General features: G+C 55.4%; 15 protein-coding genes and 3 pseudogenes. 16 read left to right on the forward strand and 2 right to left on the reverse strand.

The window, feature by feature from the left end; genetic code table 11:
- Positions 1-20: 20 nt before the first annotated feature.
- The 5 genes and pseudogenes from SA496_RS06580 to SA496_RS06600 all read left to right on the forward strand — a co-directional run bounded on the left by SA496_RS06580 (position 21) and on the right by SA496_RS06600 (position 6178).
- A complete protein-coding gene (locus SA496_RS06580) occupies positions 21-908 on the forward strand; it encodes a type 1 glutamine amidotransferase (protein WP_073664652.1) in 888 nt (295 codons plus the stop codon).
- A 59-nt stretch (positions 909-967) separates the two neighbouring features.
- Positions 968-2398, forward strand: coding sequence for an APC family permease (locus SA496_RS06585; RefSeq protein ID WP_124128043.1), 1431 nt, complete (start codon positions 968-970; stop codon positions 2396-2398).
- Between the two features lie 102 nt (positions 2399-2500).
- Entirely contained in the window at positions 2501-4009 is a 1509-nt protein-coding gene (locus SA496_RS06590; protein WP_073664650.1) for an aldehyde dehydrogenase, read from the forward strand.
- Positions 4010-4390: 381 nt separating this feature from the next.
- Positions 4391-5377 carry an IS5 family transposase gene (locus SA496_RS06595; protein WP_003449698.1) on the forward strand — a complete coding sequence of 329 codons (987 nt, stop codon included), beginning with the start codon at positions 4391-4393 and terminating at the stop codon, positions 5375-5377.
- Positions 5378-5504: 127 nt separating this feature from the next.
- Positions 5505-6178 (forward strand): annotated as a pseudogene (locus tag SA496_RS06600) (IS3 family transposase).
- A 104-nt stretch (positions 6179-6282) separates the two neighbouring features.
- Here SA496_RS06600 and SA496_RS06605 read toward each other — a convergent pair.
- A complete protein-coding gene (locus tag SA496_RS06605) occupies positions 6283-6828 on the reverse strand; it encodes a helix-turn-helix domain-containing protein (RefSeq protein ID WP_073664649.1) in 546 nt (181 codons plus the stop codon).
- 378 nt (positions 6829-7206) lie between these two features.
- Entirely contained in the window at positions 7207-7959 is a 753-nt protein-coding gene (locus SA496_RS06610) for an SDR family NAD(P)-dependent oxidoreductase (RefSeq protein WP_073664648.1), read from the reverse strand.
- Positions 7960-8814: 855 nt separating this feature from the next.
- On the opposite strand from SA496_RS06610, the gene SA496_RS06615 reads away from it, so the two are divergent.
- The 11 genes and pseudogenes from SA496_RS06615 (at position 8815) to SA496_RS06665 (ending at position 19047) form a co-directional block, all read left to right on the forward strand.
- The gene (locus tag SA496_RS06615) at positions 8815-9567 is read left to right on the forward strand and encodes a gamma-glutamyl-gamma-aminobutyrate hydrolase family protein (protein ID WP_073664647.1); all 753 of its coding nucleotides are present in this window, start codon (positions 8815-8817) and stop codon (positions 9565-9567) included.
- A gap of 87 nt (positions 9568-9654) precedes the next feature.
- Positions 9655-10695, forward strand: a complete 1041-nt coding sequence (locus SA496_RS06620) for a zinc-dependent alcohol dehydrogenase family protein (protein WP_073664646.1) — start codon at positions 9655-9657, stop codon at positions 10693-10695.
- 301 nt (positions 10696-10996) lie between these two features.
- On the forward strand, positions 10997-12304 hold the full coding sequence (locus SA496_RS06625; RefSeq protein ID WP_073664645.1) for an aminotransferase family protein: 1308 nt from the start codon (positions 10997-10999) through the stop codon (positions 12302-12304).
- Between the two features lie 529 nt (positions 12305-12833).
- Positions 12834-13055, forward strand: a pseudogene (locus SA496_RS06630) (IS5/IS1182 family transposase); the annotation flags it as partial.
- Between the two features lie 582 nt (positions 13056-13637).
- Positions 13638-14525, forward strand: a complete 888-nt coding sequence (ttcA, locus tag SA496_RS06635; RefSeq protein ID WP_161969107.1) for a tRNA 2-thiocytidine(32) synthetase TtcA — start codon at positions 13638-13640, stop codon at positions 14523-14525.
- A 168-nt stretch (positions 14526-14693) separates the two neighbouring features.
- Positions 14694-15395, forward strand: a pseudogene (gene ttcA, locus SA496_RS06640) (tRNA 2-thiocytidine(32) synthetase TtcA); the annotation flags it as partial.
- 90 nt (positions 15396-15485) lie between these two features.
- Complete coding sequence (locus tag SA496_RS06645; RefSeq protein WP_330115186.1) at positions 15486-16157, forward strand: DNA-3-methyladenine glycosylase I; 672 nt, start codon at positions 15486-15488, stop codon at positions 16155-16157.
- 42 nt (positions 16158-16199) lie between these two features.
- The gene (locus SA496_RS06650; protein ID WP_120652013.1) at positions 16200-16964 is read left to right on the forward strand and encodes an NAD-dependent deacylase; all 765 of its coding nucleotides are present in this window, start codon (positions 16200-16202) and stop codon (positions 16962-16964) included.
- Positions 16965-17033: 69 nt separating this feature from the next.
- Positions 17034-17654 (forward strand): C40 family peptidase, encoded by a 621-nt coding sequence (locus tag SA496_RS06655; RefSeq protein ID WP_120652011.1) that lies wholly within the window; start codon positions 17034-17036, stop codon positions 17652-17654.
- Positions 17655-17861: 207 nt separating this feature from the next.
- Positions 17862-18389, forward strand: coding sequence for a C40 family peptidase (locus tag SA496_RS06660; protein ID WP_120652009.1), 528 nt, complete (start codon positions 17862-17864; stop codon positions 18387-18389).
- A gap of 7 nt (positions 18390-18396) precedes the next feature.
- Positions 18397-19047, forward strand: coding sequence for an O-methyltransferase (locus SA496_RS06665; RefSeq protein ID WP_330115187.1), 651 nt, complete (start codon positions 18397-18399; stop codon positions 19045-19047).
- Position 19048: the final 1 nt, after the last annotated feature.

Consider the following 19048-nt stretch of genomic DNA (forward strand, 5'->3'; position numbering starts at 1 on the left):
AGACGCAAGGGGGAGGATCCATGGAAAAGCTAAGAATTCTTATTTGTGATGGTAATACTGAGGCCGATCGTGCCTCTTTCAAGAAGCATCTCGGGTGCGCTCCAGGCAAGCATTTCGAGCGACTGCTGAAGCATTACAATCCGCAAATACAGACCGATATTGCATTTCCTGCGGATCCTGGCCCCCTTCGGATTCTTCCTTTAGGAGTCTATGACGGCATCCTCTTTACGGGCTCCAATTCTCACATATACGAGCGAGAGCCGGGAAATTTACGGCAGATAGAGTTTGCCGAGGCAGCATTTGCTTCGGGTACTCCTATGTTTGGTGTCTGCTGGGGATTGCAATTGGCAATTGTTGCAGCAGGAGGGGAAGTGCTTCCGAGCCGTGCTGCGGATTGCTCGTGTGAGACCCCGTTTGCCTCGGGAATTGAGTTGACCCAGTATGGAAGTTGCCACCCAATGCATACTTCAAGGAAAAATGGTTTTGACGTATTTTCTTTTCATTCGGATGAGGTGACTCGACTTCCAGATGGAGCAATTGTTACTGCTCGAAATCAACGTTTTATTCAAGCGGTTGAGATTAATCATGGAAGGTCCACATTCTGGGGAGTGCAGTATCACCCAGAGTTGTCGGGATTGGATCAAGCTGGATTCCTTAGAGAGAGCGCAATATCACTCGTAGAGGATGGTCGTTACGAGTCTCTCGGTCATGTTGAGCACGCAGCTAAAGCAGTGTCAAGATTTGAGGCTGGCGCCGAAATTCCAGAGGAGGATTTGATTCATTTTGAAGAAATTAAGATTAGCTCTTTCGAGTTTAGGCCACTTGAAATCTTAAATTGGTTCGAGCATCTCGTAATCCCAACTGCGAAACGAAGATTTGGTTGGGATGGAGGCTGGAGCCAGAAGTAGTAATAGATAGAACTTCTCAAAGAAGTTGTGTTAACTGTTAGCAGGGGAGAATAAAAATCATGACGTCGCCTGTATCAACACAACTCAAGGGAAACCTTGGGCCGATTGGGATAGCCTTGATGGTGGTTGCTACCGCAGCACCGTTGACTGTGATGGTTGGTGTGAGTCCGTTGATCATTGGGCTCGGGAATGGTATCGCGGCACCCATGGATGCACTATACGTGGGGGTCGTGATGCTTCTCTTTTCCATTGGTTTTGTCTCGATGTCTAAATATATTGAGAATGCTGGAGCGTTTTACGCCTACATACTCAAAGGAATGGGACGTGTAGTAGGATTGGGGGCTGCATCGCTCGCAGTGATGTCTTACACGCTGATCTTGATTGCGCTTGAGGCGTATATCGGAGTTGCGTTGAGTGACGCGCTATCAGGTCTTTTGGGTATTTCACTACCTTGGTGGTTGTACACCATTGGTATTGTGGCGTTCGTAGGATTTTTGGGCTATCGGAACGTTGAGCTAAGTGCCAAGGTTCTTGGGGTAGCGCTTATATTGGAAATTGGTGTAATCCTAATTCTCAATCTATCGGTTATTGGGACTGTTGGGGTGGCGGGTATGGATACTACGCCCTTTGAGATTTCTGCCTTCCTGTCAGGTTCCCCTGGCTTAGGTATTCTTTTCGCGATTTTCGGTTTCATCGGATTTGAGTCGACAGTGGTATACCGAGAAGAGGCGCATAATCCTGAGCGTTCGATTCCTCTTGCTACATATATCGCCGTTATATTTATCACGCTTCTCTATTTTATTTCCTTGTGGTGCGTGGTTGTCGGCGTAGGCATGGATGATGTTGTCCGGATTTCGACGGAAAATGCCGGGAGTATGTATTTAGATCTATTGACTAGGTACCTCGGGCATGTGATGCACGATCTGGCTCAAGTGCTGCTAATAACCAGTCTTTTTGCCGTGGTGATTTCCATTCACAACATCGTCGCGCGCTATAAGTATGTCCTTGGAAGTTGCGGCGTGCTAATGGCCCAACTCGCAAAGGTGCATGCAACCCATGCGTCACCTTATATTGCATCGGCAGTACAGACTTTTGTATCGGTTAGTCTCCTGCTTGCAGCTGCAATTATGGGGTTCGATCCCGTAACAGAAATATACGCGTGGGGAGCTGCCGCTGGTACTTTGGGTTACATGATTATCGTCGCCCTGGCGTGCTTTTCGATAATCTGCTTCTTTGCTCGACGTCCGGAACCGTCAAGTACTTGGGCAACTAAGATCTCTCCTGCATTATCCTTTATTGGTCTGATTGGTTTTCTCTACATCGCTTTCAGTAACCTGTCTGCGCTTACTGGAAGTGTTGGATATAATAAGGTCAATGTAACGATAGTCGTAATACTCATCGTCGCTTTTGTGGTGGGGAGTGGAGGGGCCGTAATCATGAGATTGAAAGCGCCACGTCGCTTTGCTGCCATACTTAATCATATGAATTAAAACATTGGTAGGATTGCTGACCTGCTTTTATAAGGGGAGGCAGGTCAGTCAATTATTTTCCGCTTTGCGCATTCGCCTAAATCGAAATTATCCGGTGATGATATGGAAAAAGCGACAACAAACTTGGTTGGTGCCGCCTACTGGCGGGATCGTGCTGACAGCATCCAGCTCGAAGGTCGATGCCTAATCGATGGAAAACTGGTTGAAGCGCAGTCGGGACATACTTTCGATTGTGTGTCGCCGGTAGATGGGCGTTTTCTGACAAAAGTATCTGCAGGCGGCGACGCAGACATCAACAGAGCTGTTGCTGCTGCGCGCCTTGCATTTCGCGATCGGCGTTGGTCGGGGCAATCTCCGGTTGCCCGCAAGCGCACTCTCCAGGTGTTCGCTGCGCTAATTCGCCATCATCGAGATGAACTGGCGCTCTTGGAGACGCTCGATATGGGTAAGCCCATTACTGCATCGCGCAGCGTTGATGTCGAGGCAGTGGCGAATTGTTTCGAATGGTATGCGGAGGCAATCGATAAACTTTATGAGCAGATTGCGCCAACAGCAGCGACAGATTTAGCGCTCATCACCCGGGAGCCACTGGGAGTAGTAGGCGCTATCGTGCCATGGAACTTTCCTATGCTTACCGCCGCGTGGAAGACTGCACCGGCACTGGCAACTGGGAACTCTGTAGTCCTCAAACCAGCTGAGCAATCACCTCTGACAGCCATTCGCCTAGCCCAACTGGCGCTGGAGGCGGGCATTCCCGAAGGGGTGTTCAACGTTGTGCCCGGACTTGGTGGGGCTGCCGGCAAGGCGCTCGCCTGCCATATGGATGTTGATGGTGTTTTCTTCACTGGATCCACGGCGACCGGGCGACTTCTCACTGAGTACGCTGCGAAGAGCAACCTCAAACGAGTTTGTCTGGAGCTCGGAGGCAAGAGTCCAAATATTATTCTCGCCTCTTACGGCGACATTGAAAAAGCGGCTGTGACCGCAGCCGAGAGCATGTTCAACAACCAGGGCGAGGTATGCATCGCTCCATCTCGTTTGATAGTTGAACGCTCAATCCATAAACAGGTTGTAGAGATTGTTGCCGAAGTCGCAAAGCGGCGCCAGCCTGCGGACCCGCTTGACCCGGCCACGCGGATGGGGGCGCTAGTGGATGCCAATCATGCTGATCGTGTGATGGGATTCATCGGACGGGCAAAAGCGGACGGTGCAACACTCGTAGCGGGCGGGGCGCGTGCGCTGACTGAAACCGGCGGTTCCTATGTTGTGCCAACTGTCTTTGACAACGTCTCCAACGGGATGGAGATTGCTCGAGACGAAGTTTTCGGTCCCGTGCTGTCGGTGATTCCTGTCGCCAATGTGGACGAAGCGGTTGCAGTTGCCAACGACAGCCCCTATGGGCTCGGGGCGGGTGTATGGACAGACCGTTTATCCGATGCGCATAAGATTTCCCGTGAATTGCGCGCGGGTGTTGTGTATGTCAACTGTTACAACGACTGCGACATCACCACGCCTTTCGGGGGAGTCAAGCAATCGGGTAATGGGAGGGACAAGTCCCTTTATGCCCTTGATGAATACACTGAACTGAAGACTACCTGGATCAAGTTGTAAGGATGAGCAATCTACGGCCTGCGCGATCTGAGATAAGCTTGGGCCGTATACCTATAATTTATCGCTGCATCGTCAAATCAGAGTTTAAATATCATCATGTCGCGGTTGTTAACTTCAGTTTAAAGATTGATAGGTTAATGAGGGTATCCAGAGCATTTATGCTGTCGGAAAGCTCGCCGTGCGTCCCTACGTTACTTACTGTATCGCAATGATACTGATTCCCCCGCGGGTAACAGGCGTAGGCCAGCCCCGGCTTGGTTTGAATCGCCCCTAGTTTCGTAGACACCTCCAGGCCTCATAATACGGCCCATTAGGGAAACTCCGGAAAAGTCCCGACCGATCTGCTGAAATGACGCCCCCGCAGAACCTGAGCCCTGCCGCATGACCCAGATGAGCTTTTCCGATGCCGAGTACGCCGGCAAACGCAAACAGACCCGGCGCGAGCGCTTTCTGGCGGAGATGGAGCAAGTGGTGCCCTGGGCCGGGCTGTTGGCGCTGATCGAGCCGTACTACCCCAAGGCGGGCAATGGCCGTCCGCCGTATCCGCTGGAAACCATGCTGCGCATCCACCTGCTGCAGAACTGGTTCGCTCTCAGCGATCCGGCGATGGAGGAAGCGCTGTACGAGATCACCTCGCTGCGTCAGTTCGCCCAGCTGTCGCTGACCCAGGGCAGCATCCCGGAAGACACGACAATCATGAATTTCCGCCACCTGCTGGAGCAGCACGGATTGGCCGCGGGCATCCTGGCGGTGATCAACGACCACCTGGGCGAGCGCGGGTTGTCACTGCGCCAGGGCACCATCGTTGATGCCACGATCATTCATGCGCCGAGTTCGACCAAGAACCGGGAAGGCAAGCGTGATCCGGAGATGCACCAGACGAAGAAGGGCAACCAGTACTTCTTCGGCATGAAGGCACATATCGGCGCCGATGCCGAGTCCGGCCTGGTGCACAGCGTCGTGGGGACGGCGGCCAACGTGGCCGATGTCACCCAGGTCGACAAACTGCTGCACGGCGAGGAGAACGTGGTGTGTGCCGATGCGGGCTACACCGGGGTGGAGAAACGTCCCGAGCATGCCGGGCGTGAGGTCATCTGGCAGATCGCCGCCCGGCGCAGCACCTACAAACAACTGAGCAAACGCAGTGCCCTGTACAAGGCGAGGCGCAAGATCGAGAAGGCAAAAGCGCAGGTGCGGGCCAAGGTCGAGCATCCATTCCGGGTGATCAAACGGCAGTTCGGCTACACCAAAGTGCGCTTCCGGGGCCTGGCCAAGAACACTGCGCAACTGGTCACCTTGTTCGCCCTGTCGAATCTATGGATGGCCCGCCGAGAGTTGCTGGCTGAAACGGGAGAGGTGCGCCTGTAAAACGCAGAAACCCGGTCAAAAGCCGGGTTTCTGGTGAAGTCTGTCGCCGAAGACCGGGCTAAAAATCGATTCGGTCGCCAATCGGCTGCCCGTCGCTGACTTGTTCGGAGTTTCCTTAGGAGGTGCCATGAGCAACCAGCGTTACCCCGAAGAATTCAAGATCGAAGCGGTCAAGCAAGTCACCGAACGCGGTTTGCGCGTTGCCGATGTGGCGGAGCGTCTAGGCGTGCCCGCGCACAGCCTGTACGCCTGGGTAAAGCGCTACAGCAAGCCCCAAGCACAGCGGCAGCAGGTAGATGATCAGCAGGCCGAGCCGAACAAGGTCTGGGTCACCGACATCACCTACATCCGCACCTATGAGGGCTGGTTGTACTTGGCAGTGGTGCTGGATCTGTTTTCGCGCCAGGTAATCGGATGGGGATGTGCAGCGACCTGGCCATCGATGCGTTGCTGATGGCGGTGTGGCGGCGCAAGCTCAGGCAGGAAGTGATGATCCACTCCGACCAGGGCAGCCAGTTCAGCAGCTCGGACTGGCAGAGCTTCCTAAAGGCCAACAACCTGATCAGCAGCATGAGTCGACGCGGTAACTGCCACGACAACGCGGTCGCGGAAAGCTTTTTCCAGTTGCTGAAGCGGGAACGCATCCGACGGAAAACCTACGGCACCCGCGAAGAAGCCCGCGGTGATGTGTTCGATTACATCGAGATGTTTTATAACCCCAAACGCCGGCACAGCAGCGCTATGCAGCTATCGCCAGTGGAGTTTGAAAAGCGCTATTTCCAGAGCTTGGAGAGTGTCTAGGAAAGCCAGGGCGATTCAAGCAGCAAGCTGCGCCTCTGGGCGGCACGGGGCCTGAGGAGGGATTGCCCGTACTCAGCCCAACGGGAGGAAACACCCAGTGGTCGCTAAATCACTGTGTTAACCATGAGGACGTTGACCGGACCGTCTACTGCTACGTAGGCATGTGGCTGCTCTGAATCGAACAAAATGCTGTCGCCTGCACCGAGCGTTACGGGGTCGTAATATGCGCTAAGCAGCTGTAGCTTGCCCGAAACGACAAAGATGAACTCTTGTCCCGGGTGCTGCCTCAATCCCCCAACTTCGTCGAGGTTCGATGCCGTGATTGTCACGTTCCAGTACAAGTTATGATCTTCTTTGAAGTCTGAACACAGGCTTTCAAGATGCATGCCCGGCGTGTTCTGAGCGGCGCCGGAGTGCTTCCGCGTAATGGTTCGTCGCCCCGTCGCTTGGGGTTTGCCTGTGGAAAGAAATTTAGATGCTGGTACCTGCAAGATATCTGCGATCTTGAGGGCGGCCGAGACAGTGAGCTTTGCTTTTCCGGTTTCAACCTTGGACAGTTGTGAGGCCGAAACGCCAAGCTCACGGGCAAGCGACCTGAGGCTGATCCCCTTCAAGGTGCGCTGATTTCTGATTTCGTTCTGAATAGACACGTTGAGGTGTTTCCTTTTTGATGTGTTAGCGGAAGGCACGTGTACCCTTTCGTATGCCCTTATAGCACAGTGTGTCTATTTTGAACACATCGTTGTCTTTTCTTGACAATTATTCCTTTTCGGATCTTCTGGTAAGGATGGGAAAGGAGACTCATCTGCAGCAAGAGTAAATGGCTCCTAGGCTGCAAAATGCCTGATTTGAGTTCAGCGGTCTTTTCACTCAGGCGGTTCGCAGCATCACTTCGCGCAGCAGGTGAACTAGAGCGTCAATGCGTTGCTTTTCGGTGATCAACGATTGCGTGCCGCAACTCTAGGCTGGTGAGTCTTGATTTTTTTGAGGGGGAAACCCCGGCGGGAAGCGCCGGGGTTTCTAATTGCTCAGTATTTGAGCATCAGACCACCGTCGACGATGAGGTCGGTACCGGTGATGTAGGAGGCTGCGTCGGAGAGCAGGAACATGGCGGCATTTGCCATATCGTCAGGAGCGCCTACGCGCCCAATCGGAACGTAGTTACCGGCATTCTTGACCTTATCTGCGGTATCCCAGCGCGCCTGCATAGGGGTTTGGGTGATACCGGGATAAATGGTGTTGGAGCGGATGCCTTCAGCGGCGAGTTGCATGGCGATCGACTTGGAGATCGCGGGGATGCCAGCTTTCGATGCTGCATAGGCGTCCTGTGGCGCGGTATCACCACGCAGGCACTGGACAGTGGAGAAGTGCACCATCGAACCGCCACCCGATTTCCGCATGTAGGGGACTGCTGCGCGAATGGTGTGGACCAGGGATTTCAGGTCGATGTCCATGACCTGATCCCAAACGTCAAGGTCGATGTCGAGCAACGACACGTCCTTACCGAACCAGAGCACACCGGCGATGTTGGCCAGGTAGTCGATACGGCCAAACTTGTTGAAGGCGGCACCTACCGCTTCGTTCACGAAGCGCACGTCAGTCAGGTCACCTTGTGCATAGATGAGCTTGTCGCTTGCTTCCAGTTCCGCCGGCTTTCCCTTCACGTCGATCGCTAGCACGGACGCACCGGCTTCGAGCATTTTCAGGGAAAGCGCCAGGCCCATGCCGCCGCCGGCACCGGTAATGACGGCTACGCGACCAGTGAAGTCATATTTGATCATGTGAACTCCCGCTTGCTTGTTGTTTTGAACTCGTCCGCCTGAAGTAGTGCGTACTGTCTCTTTAGGTTGCATGTGTCCAAAAAGGAAACATGTGTATTTATAGGGCACGACTTATCTGTTGTCAACACGGCTGGCTTCCTTGAGATTTCCTTGAATGGTTCGATCAGGAATCGCAGTCGATGCCCGCAAGCAGCTGAGATGCGGGGCTAGCAGCAACGCAGTCTCTGCGTCCCCTTTTGGGTGGAGGGCGCTTCAGTCCTTTAGTCGTTTCTGGTGCGTAAGGCCGTCTCTAGGGAGGCGGACTCCGAAAAGCTCCATCTCTCTGGAGCCCGAGGGGGTGAACAGATCGTTCGCTGATCTGGACGAATCTCCTAGGTGGGGCGTTGATGCCGCTGCACCAGCGTGCTGGCCTGGTGATCTGAGGGGTTTAGGTCGAGCGATTAGCACGTCAGCCAAGCTGGCAGTTGATGGAAGGTGAAAGTCCCTGTGGGAAGTGTCATGACGAGACACCGCGACCTCGAGTCAGGCACCGGCCATCGCGAGGTGTTCGGTGAGCGGTTTGCGAACGTTCCGCACGTACGGATTTGCACGGGGTGCAGGGGGCTCAATCCGGCCGCCACTGAGGGCCTATTCGTGTTGCTTCCGCTAGCGGCGGAGACTCTGACCATCGTGCCTTCGGGGATGCGGCTACGTTTCGGCCTAAGTCTGATTTCTTTTGGGAAACATTGTTGCCAAAATGGAAATCTAAGAGTTAAATAGAAACGATGATTGGGATTCGATCACCTGCTTCACAAGCCAAGTCGGACCGGCAGAACGCAGAAAAATCCAAACGACAAACGGGAGCGCCCCCCACAAATGCCAAGGCCAGTTGTTGCCATACCCGCATGTATTCGTGAGCTGGAAAATACGGCTTGGCACTGCGCGCAAACTCAATATGTTCGTGCAGTAACCAAGGTCGCCAACCTCATGACCCTCATCGTTCCCGCGCTCGTCGAGGGCAATGATGCCGATGCCCTGCTCGACCGAGTCGACGGACTCATCGTGAGTGGGTCGGCAACAAATGTTCATCCGTCTCTCTATGGCGAAGTGGTAGAGGAGAACGACGGGCCGTTTGATCAGGCGCGTGATGCAACCAGCATCCCTCTTATCCGCGCTGCCATCGAGCGCGGGATGCCGCTGCTTGCAATTTGCCGGGGCATACAGGAGCTGAACGTCGCACTAGGCGGAACGCTCGGCCGAGATATCCACGAAAATTGGGGCATATTCGATCATAGGTCGCCTGAAGGTTCTCGCGACGATCGATTCGCCATTCGCCATTCGATTTCCATCGAGGAAGGCAGCTGCATCGCCGGAGTGCTAGGCAACAATAAAGCCATGGTCAATTCGCTGCATCGACAGGCAATTGAGCGCCTGGCACCCGGCCTTGTCGTCGAGGCTAGAGCCGAAGATGGCACGATCGAGGCCGTGTCTGTTAAAGGCGCACGTGGCTTTGCCTTGGGCGTCCAGTGGCATCCCGAATATTGGGCAGAAACCGACAGCTCTTCGCAGAAGCTGTTCGAAGCATTCGGAGATGCAGTGCGTAGCTATCAGGAAGCAAAAGCCACCTAACGCTTTTGCTGTCGTGCAAATAGCACGCCCCAATCGCCAAAGCGACACCCAGCTCAAACTCACCCACATGCATCAGGAATAAGAACAATGCGCGCCGCCGTCTATGAAACATTCAAGGGCAAAATTACCGTTCAAACCGTGCCGGATCCGGAAGTGTATGAATTCGGTGCCGTCATTGAGGTCAAGGCGAGCGGAGTCTGCCGAAGCGATTGGCACGGTTGGGTCGGCCACGACACTGACATCGTGCTTCCACATGTTCCCGGCCATGAGTTCGCGGGAGTTGTCGCTGCCGTTGGACTCGGCGTAACGAAGTGGAAAGTGGGTGATCGCGTCACCATGCCCTTCATGGGCGTATGTGGATCATGCGGAGAATGCTCGTCGGGTAACGAGCAAATGTGCGATCACCAGTTCCAGCCTGGCTTTAAACACTGGGGCTCGTTTGCGCAATATGTTGCTATCGATAAGGCAGATCAAAATCTCGTTGCGCTGCCGGAGGCAGTTACTTTCACTACTGCCGCTGGGCTAGGCTGCCGCTTCGCCACTTCCTTCCGCGCCATGGCCTTCCAAGCACGGATCGAGCCCGGCCAGTGGGTCGCCGTGCACGGCTGCGGCGGCGTTGGCCTATCTGCAATCATGATTGCCGAGGCGCTGGGCGCCAATACCATTGCTATCGACATTGCGGATGACAAGCTGGACCTGGCTCGTGCACTCGGCGCCGCCAGGACAATCAATGCCAGGCAGATCGACAATGTACCAAGTGCGATTGCTGACTTGACCGGTGGCGGTGCACATGTGTCGGTCGATGCGCTGGGTAGCGTTGTAACTTGCAGAAACTCTATTGAAAGCCTTGCGAAGAGAGGGAAGCATCTTCAGGTTGGCCTGCTGGCCGGCGATCAGGCTCTGCCGGCCATTCCCATGGGACGCGTCGTGCTCAAAGAGCTCCAGCTCCTGGGCAGCTATGGGCTGCAGCCACACAAATACGGTGACATGCTGGCCATGATCGAGGCTGGTAAGTTGAAGCCGGAAAAATTGATTGGGCGGACCATTACTCTAGAAGAGGCCACAACCGTTTTACCCAAGATGGATAGCTTCCAGGAACGAGGGGTGGCGATCATTGATCGTTTTTAAATCTGCTTAGTGCATAACGCGACTGGCTCTTGACGTAGTTGGAACTGCCCCTACGCACGAACTGGAACTAGGAAGGATCTGATGGCTTCAGTTTCCGAGCGTACTTACTCATCGATTAGCCATTAAGCTGATCGGGTAGAGGGCGTCAGGCGGTTGAGGTAGGAGTCAGTCTGGATCGGAGCGTCGATCAGCTTATGCCGGTTTTCCATAGCATGACAGGCCGCTAAGAGTGAACAGCTCCAGCATGTCGTCAGCTGATCGTCCGTATGGTCGCTCAATCTCATTGCGTACTCAATAAACTATGACAGCACTGATTTCCTCCTCCAATCATACACTCCCGGTCGTCCACCACGCTCGCGGCGTCTTCATCTATGACAACTCCGGCAAAGGCTACATAGATGGATCAGGCGGGGCAATGACAGTTTCGATTGGCCATGGTGTGCCGGAAGTTCTGACAGCCATGAATCGCCAGGCGCAGCAAGTTTGTTTCACCTATCGGACACATTTTACGAGCGTAGCTGCAGAAGAGCTGGCGGCAGAAATAGTCGAGCTAGCGCCTGGTGATTTGAACAAGGTCTTCTTTGTTAATAGCGGATCCGAAGCCACTGAGCTCTCCATGCGAACTGCCATTCAATACTGGCGGGAGCGGGGCCAACCTAAAAAGACGAAAATCCTGGGCCGAGCCATCAGCTATCACGGCATGACGATGGGCTCATTATCAATGTCCGGACACGCTGCGCGCCGCGGGGACTACTCCAACCTGCTCCATCAATTTGCCGTTGCGCCGCCGCCCTATGCCTATCGCTACGAAGTGCCAGATGATGGCACGTTCGGTGCGTCGGTCTGGGAGAGAATCATTCAGGAGCAAGGTGCGGACACCATTGCAGCTGTGATAGTAGAGCCCATCGTAGGTGCGGCTGGGGGCGCATTGACGCCACCGATTGGATACCTCAAAGCGCTACGTGAAATTTGCGATCGGCACAGTATCCTGCTCATCTCCGACGAAGTGATCACAGGTATGGGGCGCACAGGCAAGTGGTTCGGGTGTGAGCACGATGGGATTGTTCCTGACATCATCGCTACCGGGAAAGGTATGAGCTCCGGCTACACGCCAATGGGCGGTGTGATCATTCGCGACGGCATCATGGACGTGCTGGGTGAGAGGGTAAAACTGTTCGGCCACACTTTCAGTGCCAACCCGCTGAGTGCCGCGACTTGCCTGGCTGTGATCCGCTACATGGAGGAGCACGCGATCCTTGACAATGTCGCAGCGCGGTCGGTCCAGCTTGAATCTGGACTGAAGGGTCTTTCGGTTCGTTATCCTTGGATGGCCGACGTACGCGGGCGCGGCCTTCTTTGGGGCTTCGAGTTCGTCAAGGACGCCACCACGAAGGAGCCGATTGACTCGGCTCGGCAACCGAACCTGCGCTTTACGCAGCACTGCTTCGACGCTGGTCTTATTGCTTATCCGGCCGGTATAGCGCCGCTCAACAACTCGGCACTTCTCGCCCCACCTCTCGTCATCTCGGCCAGCGAAACTGAGGAACTGCTGTCCCGCTTGGAAATCGGTCTGAAGAGATTTGGTAACGAAATGGGACTCCCAGTATAAAGCGATCCAACGCCGAGTAGCGCTCAGGGAAATTGCGAGCGAGCGCAGACTAACAATAGCTATACACGATTGCTCGATTCGACAATTGCCTCCGATTAACACAGAAACCTGACTTTTGGTTGGGCTTCTGCGTTTTACAGGCGCACGTCTGCGGCGGCATCGGACAAGCAGAACCACGGACTGAGCGCATTAATAAGCGGATGCCGGCCACATTAGGATTTACGGTCTTTTTTCTCTTGATGCGTGGCGTATTTGTAAGCAAATTTTCTCAAAGCCCATATTTTAGTTAGGTTCTGGTGTTTTCCGGAACACTCATCGAGACAGTGCTGGGCTTCTATTATTCAGTTCGCAATCAGGCCATCTAAAAAACCAAGCCCCTTTGCTATGTATGGCTACCCAGTAGTCTCGTTTGTGAAGCCATTTTTAGTGCTAGTCGGGGGCTACAGGCTGCTTTTGGCCCAGTCCGTGTAAAAAACATTGGCATCGACCTCGCTGAGATTTGAGGGAGTCAAACTCAGCAGGGCTAGCCATGAAGCGTTTCATCCAGGGAGAACATCGAGGCCAAAGCACGCTGCTGCCCGAGAGCCTGGATGACTACGTCGCGGACACCAATCCGGTGCGCGTGGTCGATGTATTCGTCGATGAACTCGACCTCGGCCGACTCGGTTATGACGGGGGCGTCCCCACAGAAACCGGTCGGCTTGCTTACCATCTTGCCGTCCTGCTGAAGATCTACATCTACATCTACATCTACATCTACACCTCAACCGCATCCAGTCCACTTCACGCATCCTAGCTGCCGCTATAGCCAGCCCTGATCGAGCAGCAGTAAAGAGTGCGTTCGAAGTCCTGATGGGTATGACGATGAACGACCTTACCGAGATCGAGGCTGCGCTGAAGGCTTGATCTCCACGGACTGGAGCCTTACCAAATGGCTGATGCGGGCCTGTCGCCATCGGCGTCTCTGGGGCATCTGCGGACCCCCTAGCTAGCCCAAGTCCGTGCTGTCGTCTTCCGCTGTGGTGCCTCGGTCAGGCGGAACGTAATCGTTGGTCAGAGTCTTCTATAAAACGCAGGCACGATCTTGTTATGATATAGCTAGGCCAAATCTCGGTAGGTGATGTTGCTGTAAAGATTAATTTTAGGGTGTCTATCGGACTTTAAGTGCTTGGCCTCAACATTACACTTTGCTACAGGTTTTTTAGCGTCCGATTTTGATAGTGTTCAGCTGTCTAAAGTCTTCGCATGTAGCGTGGGGTGTTCAAAAGTAGGTCAAATATTTATAGTGAATGGGCTTTGTAAAGCTACTAACCGGAAACTAGATTTCATGATGATGGGCGAACAAGCATCACAGATGAACAAGGCTGCGGAGCTTCGTCGTAAAAAGCTGCGCGGCAATGTGGGTAAGGCTGTTGTCGATTACGCGATGATCGAAGATGGCGACAAAGTTATGGCATGTGTAAGTGGTGGCAAGGATTCATTTGTAATGCTTGATGCCTTGCTGCATCTGCAGCGAGTTGCGCAAATAAAATTCAGTGTTGTGGCAGTGAATCTTGACCAGAAGCAACCTGGTTTTCCGGAGCATGTATTACCAGATTACTTTGAGAGTAGAGGGATTGATTACTACATAATTGATAAGGATACTTACTCTGTTGTCAAGAGCAAGATTCCGGAAGGTAAGACGACTTGTTCTCTTTGCTCGAGGCTCAGAAGGGGCACGCTGTATAGTTTTGCCGAGGAAATTGGAGCCACTAAATTGGCGCTCGGCCATCATATGGATGATATGGTTGAAACTTTGTTTCTAAACATGTTCTTCCAGGCACAGATGAAGGGGATGCCTCCTAAGCTTCTTAGTGACGACAAGAGGAATATAGTGATCCGGCCGCTCGCCTACTGTCGCGAGAAAGACATAGCAAAGGTTGCTGCCGATAGCGCATATCCGATCATTCCATGTAATCTCTGTGGCTCACAAGAGAATCTACAAAGGAAAAAAATCAAATCGATGATTGCGGAGTGGGACTCGGTAAATCCTGGCTGCGTGGAAAATATCTTCCACAGTTTACAAAACGTAAGCCCCTCCCAGTTGGCCGATCGCAGTCTATTCGATTTTGTAGATCTATCCATTGACAGATCGGATGCCCGGCCACCATACGAATTCGAAGCAGCCGAGGTTTCATCATCCAGTGTGGAAGGCCGGATTGATGTCGTTCGAATTTTGTAAAGGTTGAAAGTGGTTTTTTAGGGGGGGCTGAGGGTTTTTGGGGCTCATGAAGGCGATAAATTTACATTTTCGACTTTTTCTGTAAACCATGTTCGCTATGTAAATTCTTTTCAATCAATGGGTTACGACTATGGGTTTGCTATCTTCGGTGGATTCCTTGAGGTATAAGGCAAGGACAGCTACACCATGCTGGACGTGCTGCTGTACCTGCAGAAGGTCGCGCCGATCAAGTTCGAGATCGTGGCCGTGAACATGGACCAGAAGCAGCCCGGCTTCCCCGAGCATGTCCTGCCGGCCTACCTGGAATCCATCGGTGTGCAGTACCACATCATCGAAAAGGACACCTATTCGGTGGTGAAGGAGAAGATTCCGGAAGGCAAGACCACCTGCTCGCTCTGCTCGCGCCTGCGTCGTGGCACCCTCTATACCTTCGCCGACGAGATCGGTGCGACCAAGATGGCCCTGGGTCACCACCGCGACGATATCCTCGAGACCTTCTTCCTCAATATGTTCTATGGCGGCACCCTCAAGGCCATGCCGCCGAAGCTGCGTGCCGACGACGGCCGCAACGTGGTGATCCGTCCGCTGGCCTACTGCAATGAAGCCGATATCGAGGCCTACTCCATTCTCAAGGAGTTCCCGATCATCCCGTGCAACCTCTGCGGCTCCCAGGAGAATCTGCAGCGTCAGGTGGTCAAGGAAATGCTCCAGGAGTGGGAGCGTAAGTCGCCGGGGCGTACCGAGATCATGTTCCGTGCCCTGCAGAACGTAGTGCCTTCGCAGCTGGCTGACCGCAACCTGTTCGACTTCGCCAGCCTGCGCATCGACGAGACCGCGGCACCGCGTACGCTGGACGTGATCAACATCTGATCGTGCCCTTGCAGGAGAAAGGTTGCTCGCGAAGGTTCGCCAGCAAGCAGGCTCCTACAGGGAATCGTTTCCGCATCGAAAGGACAACGCATGCGCGACTACCGCTGGCTCCACGAATACTGCCTGAACTGCTTCGGCTCGGCCGAGGCCCTGGAGGCACGCTTGCCGCAGCCGCTCGGTGACGCCGAATTGCGTGCGCTCAGCGATGACCGCTATCTGTCGCTGATTGCTCTTCGCGTCTTCCGTGCGGGCTTAAAGCACAGCCTGGTGGACGCCAAGTGGCCGGCCTTCGAACTGGCCTTCTTTGGCTTCGATCCGCAAAAAGTAGTGCTGATGGGCGCCGAGCATCTGGAGCGTCTGATGCAGGACGCGCGACTGATCCGCCACCTCGGCAAGCTCAAGAGCGTGCCGCGCAATGCCCAGTTCGTGCTGGATGTGGCTCGGGAGAAAGGCAGCTTTGGCGCCCTGATCGCCGACTGGCCGGTGACCGATATCGTTGGCCTGTGGAAGTACCTGGCCAAGCATGGCAACCAGTTGGGCGGGCTGTCGGCGCCGCGCTTCCTGCGTATGGTCGGCAAGGACACCTTCATTCCGACCGATGATATGGTCGCGGCCCTCAAGGCCCAGGACATCATCGATAAGGCGCCCACCAGCCAGAAAGACCTGGCCCAGGTCCAGGCAGCTTTCAACCAGTGGCATGCCGAAAGCGGTCGCCCGCTCTGCCAGCTTTCGTGGATGCTGGCCCACACCGTCAATCACTGAACCGTAACGGGCGCTCGGCGCCGGCCGACAGAGGAGGGGAGCATGTCGGATATCCAGCACGTGGCATCAGCCATCAAGGCGGCCGAGCGAATCCTGGTGATCACCGGAGCCGGGCTGTCAGCTGATTCGGGGTTGCCCACTTATCGTGGATTGGGCGGGCTCTACAACGGCGTCACGGAGGAGGGGTTGCCTATAGAGGAAGCACTCTCCGGGCCGATGCTGCGGCGCAACCCGGCGCTCTGCTGGAAGTACCTCGCCCAGCTCGGCCGCGCCTGTCTGGGCGCCCGGCCGAACGCCGGTCATGAAGCGATTGCACAGTTGCAGCGGCTCAAGCCCGAATGCTGGGTATTGACCCAGAACATCGATGGCTACCACCGCCAGGCGGGCTCGCCGCCGGAGCGGCTGATCGAGATCCACGGCGAGCTGTCGCCGCTCTACTGCCAGTCCTGCGGGGCGGAAAGTTCTGACCTTGCCCGACATCTGGCAGGAGAAATGCCTCCCAAATGCCATGAATGTGGTGGTATTCTCCGCCCACCCGTGGTGCTGTTCGAAGAAATGCTCCCAGAGCAGGCCATCGACAGTCTCTACGCCGAGCTACGCAAGGGATTCGATGCGGTGATCTCGGTGGGAACCACGGCGAGCTTTCCTTACATCATCGAGCCCGTCATCCGCACCCGCCAAGCAGGCGGTTTCACCGTGGAAATCAATCCGGCGCTCACCGACCTGAGCCCCGTCGTCGATGTCCACCTCAGAGGAAAGGCCTTAGATGTTTTGCAAGGACTGCTGAGTCACATTTCGGGCGATTAAATTTGCAAATGGATTTGATAGAGGGCATAGTCGCGCCTTCATCAGAAATCATTCGACACGGTCGTGCCCATGCTGAAGCGCTTCGCACCCCTCGTGCCTCTTACCTTCGCTCTGTTTCTCGCCGCTTGCGCAGGCAATGTGCAGCAGCAACCGCAATCCCAGGCCCAGGCCCCCGTAGCCGACGGCGCACCCGATTCGCTGCTGGCGGATCGTGGGCCCACCGCCCTGGATCTTGCCAACCTCACCGACGACGAGCCCTACCAGATGCCGTCCCTGGCCGATGGCCTGCTTGAGCGCGGTTTCGAGCTGGTGGGTACTCCGTACCGCTTTGGCGGCCGTTCTATGAAGACCGGCTTCGATTGCAGCGGTTTCGTCGGTTACCTGTTCAAGGAAGAGGCTGGTATCCAGCTGCCGCGTTCCACTCGCGAAATGATCAACCTGGATGCTCCGGTGATCGCTCGTAGCGAGCTGAAGCCCGGCGACATCGTGTTCTTTAACAATCGTGGCCGTGGCCGCGTCAGTCACGCCGGCATTTATATCGGCGATGACCGTTTCATCCACTCCAGCAGCAGCCGCAGCGGTGGTGTCCGCGTCGACAGCCTCGACGACCGCTACTGGAAGGCCAGCTACATGGAAGCCAAGCGCGTCCTGGCCATGAATACCCCGACTCGCCACCCGCTGCATCGCTGATCCAGTCGGATTCGAGTCGAAACAGCCGAGGCGGCCCTTAGTGGCCGCCTCGGCTTTTTTCTGTCCGGGGTTTACCTGAATGCAAAAAAAATCGCTTTCCGAGTGTGGTCAGGGAACTTTTTCTGTTCGGGTGTGTAGCTTTCTCTTGCAATATCACTGTGAGATCAGCAAATTAGCGTGCATTCCTCAAGTCAGGACTGACTTGCCATGCTCGCACCGAACCGCCTCGCCATTCTTGCCCTGGCCTCGTTGCTCACCGCTTGTGCGAGCAAGGCGCCGCCGCCTTACTCTCCTCCTGTCATTGCCGCGCCCTCCCAGCAGTTCTCCCCTGCGGCTGAAGACGTGCTGTTCCGAGCCCTGGGCCTGGTGGGCACGCCCTATCGCTGGGGCGGCAACACCCCGGACAGCGGTTTCGACTGCAGTGGCCTGATCGGCTACGTCTACCGCGACGCCGCGGGCATCGCCCTGCCGCGCTCCACGCGCGAACTGATCTCCATGCGTACGCCCAGCATCAGCCTCAATGCATTGCAAAGCGGCGATCTGGTGTTCTTCGCCACCAATGGCGGCGGGCAGGTCAGCCATGCCGGCATCTACGTGGGTGAGGGGCGCTTCGTACACGCGCCGCGCACGGGCGGAACGGTGCGTCTGGACAGCCTGTCGAACAGCTATTGGCAACGCAGCTATCTCAGCGCCAAGCGCGTAATCTTCGATCCACGCCTGGCCCAATCCCACTGAGGTTGTCATGACCAACCGCACGCTGAACCTCGACGACGCCCTTTACGGCTACCTCCTCGATGTTTCGCTACGGGACACGCCGCTGCTGCAGCGGCTGCGCGCCGAAACCGCCGCCATGCCCATGGCGCGCTGGCAGATCGCGCCGGAGCAGGGCCAGTTCATGGCCTTGCTGGTCAAACTCACCGGCGCTCGTTGCATTCTCGAAGTGGGCACTTTCACGGGTTACAGCGCCCTGTGCATGGCCGCGGAATTGCCCGTTGACGGCCGGATGATCTGTTGCGACCTGCCAGGTGACTACAACGCTATCGCTCGTCGCTATTGGCAGGAGGCGGGGCTGGCCGAACGCATCGAACTTCGCTTGGCGCCGGCACTGGATACCCTGGCGAGCCTGGAAGATGGCAGCCTCGACCTGATCTTCATCGACGCCGACAAGGCCAACTATCCGGCCTATCTGGACGAGGCCCTGCGCCTGGTGCGCCAGGGCGGGCTGATCCTCTTTGACAACGTACTCTGGAGTGGCCGCGTGCTGGAGTCCGAGCCGGACGACGTCGACACTCGTGCCATACAGGCCCTGAACCTGACCTTGAAGACGGATGAGCGTATCGACCTGTCGCTGCTGCCCGTGGGCGATGGCCTGACGCTCTGCCGCAAGCGCTGAC

The organism is Pseudomonas sp. JS3066, from assembly GCF_036328175.1.
Taxonomy (GTDB): domain Bacteria; phylum Pseudomonadota; class Gammaproteobacteria; order Pseudomonadales; family Pseudomonadaceae; genus Metapseudomonas.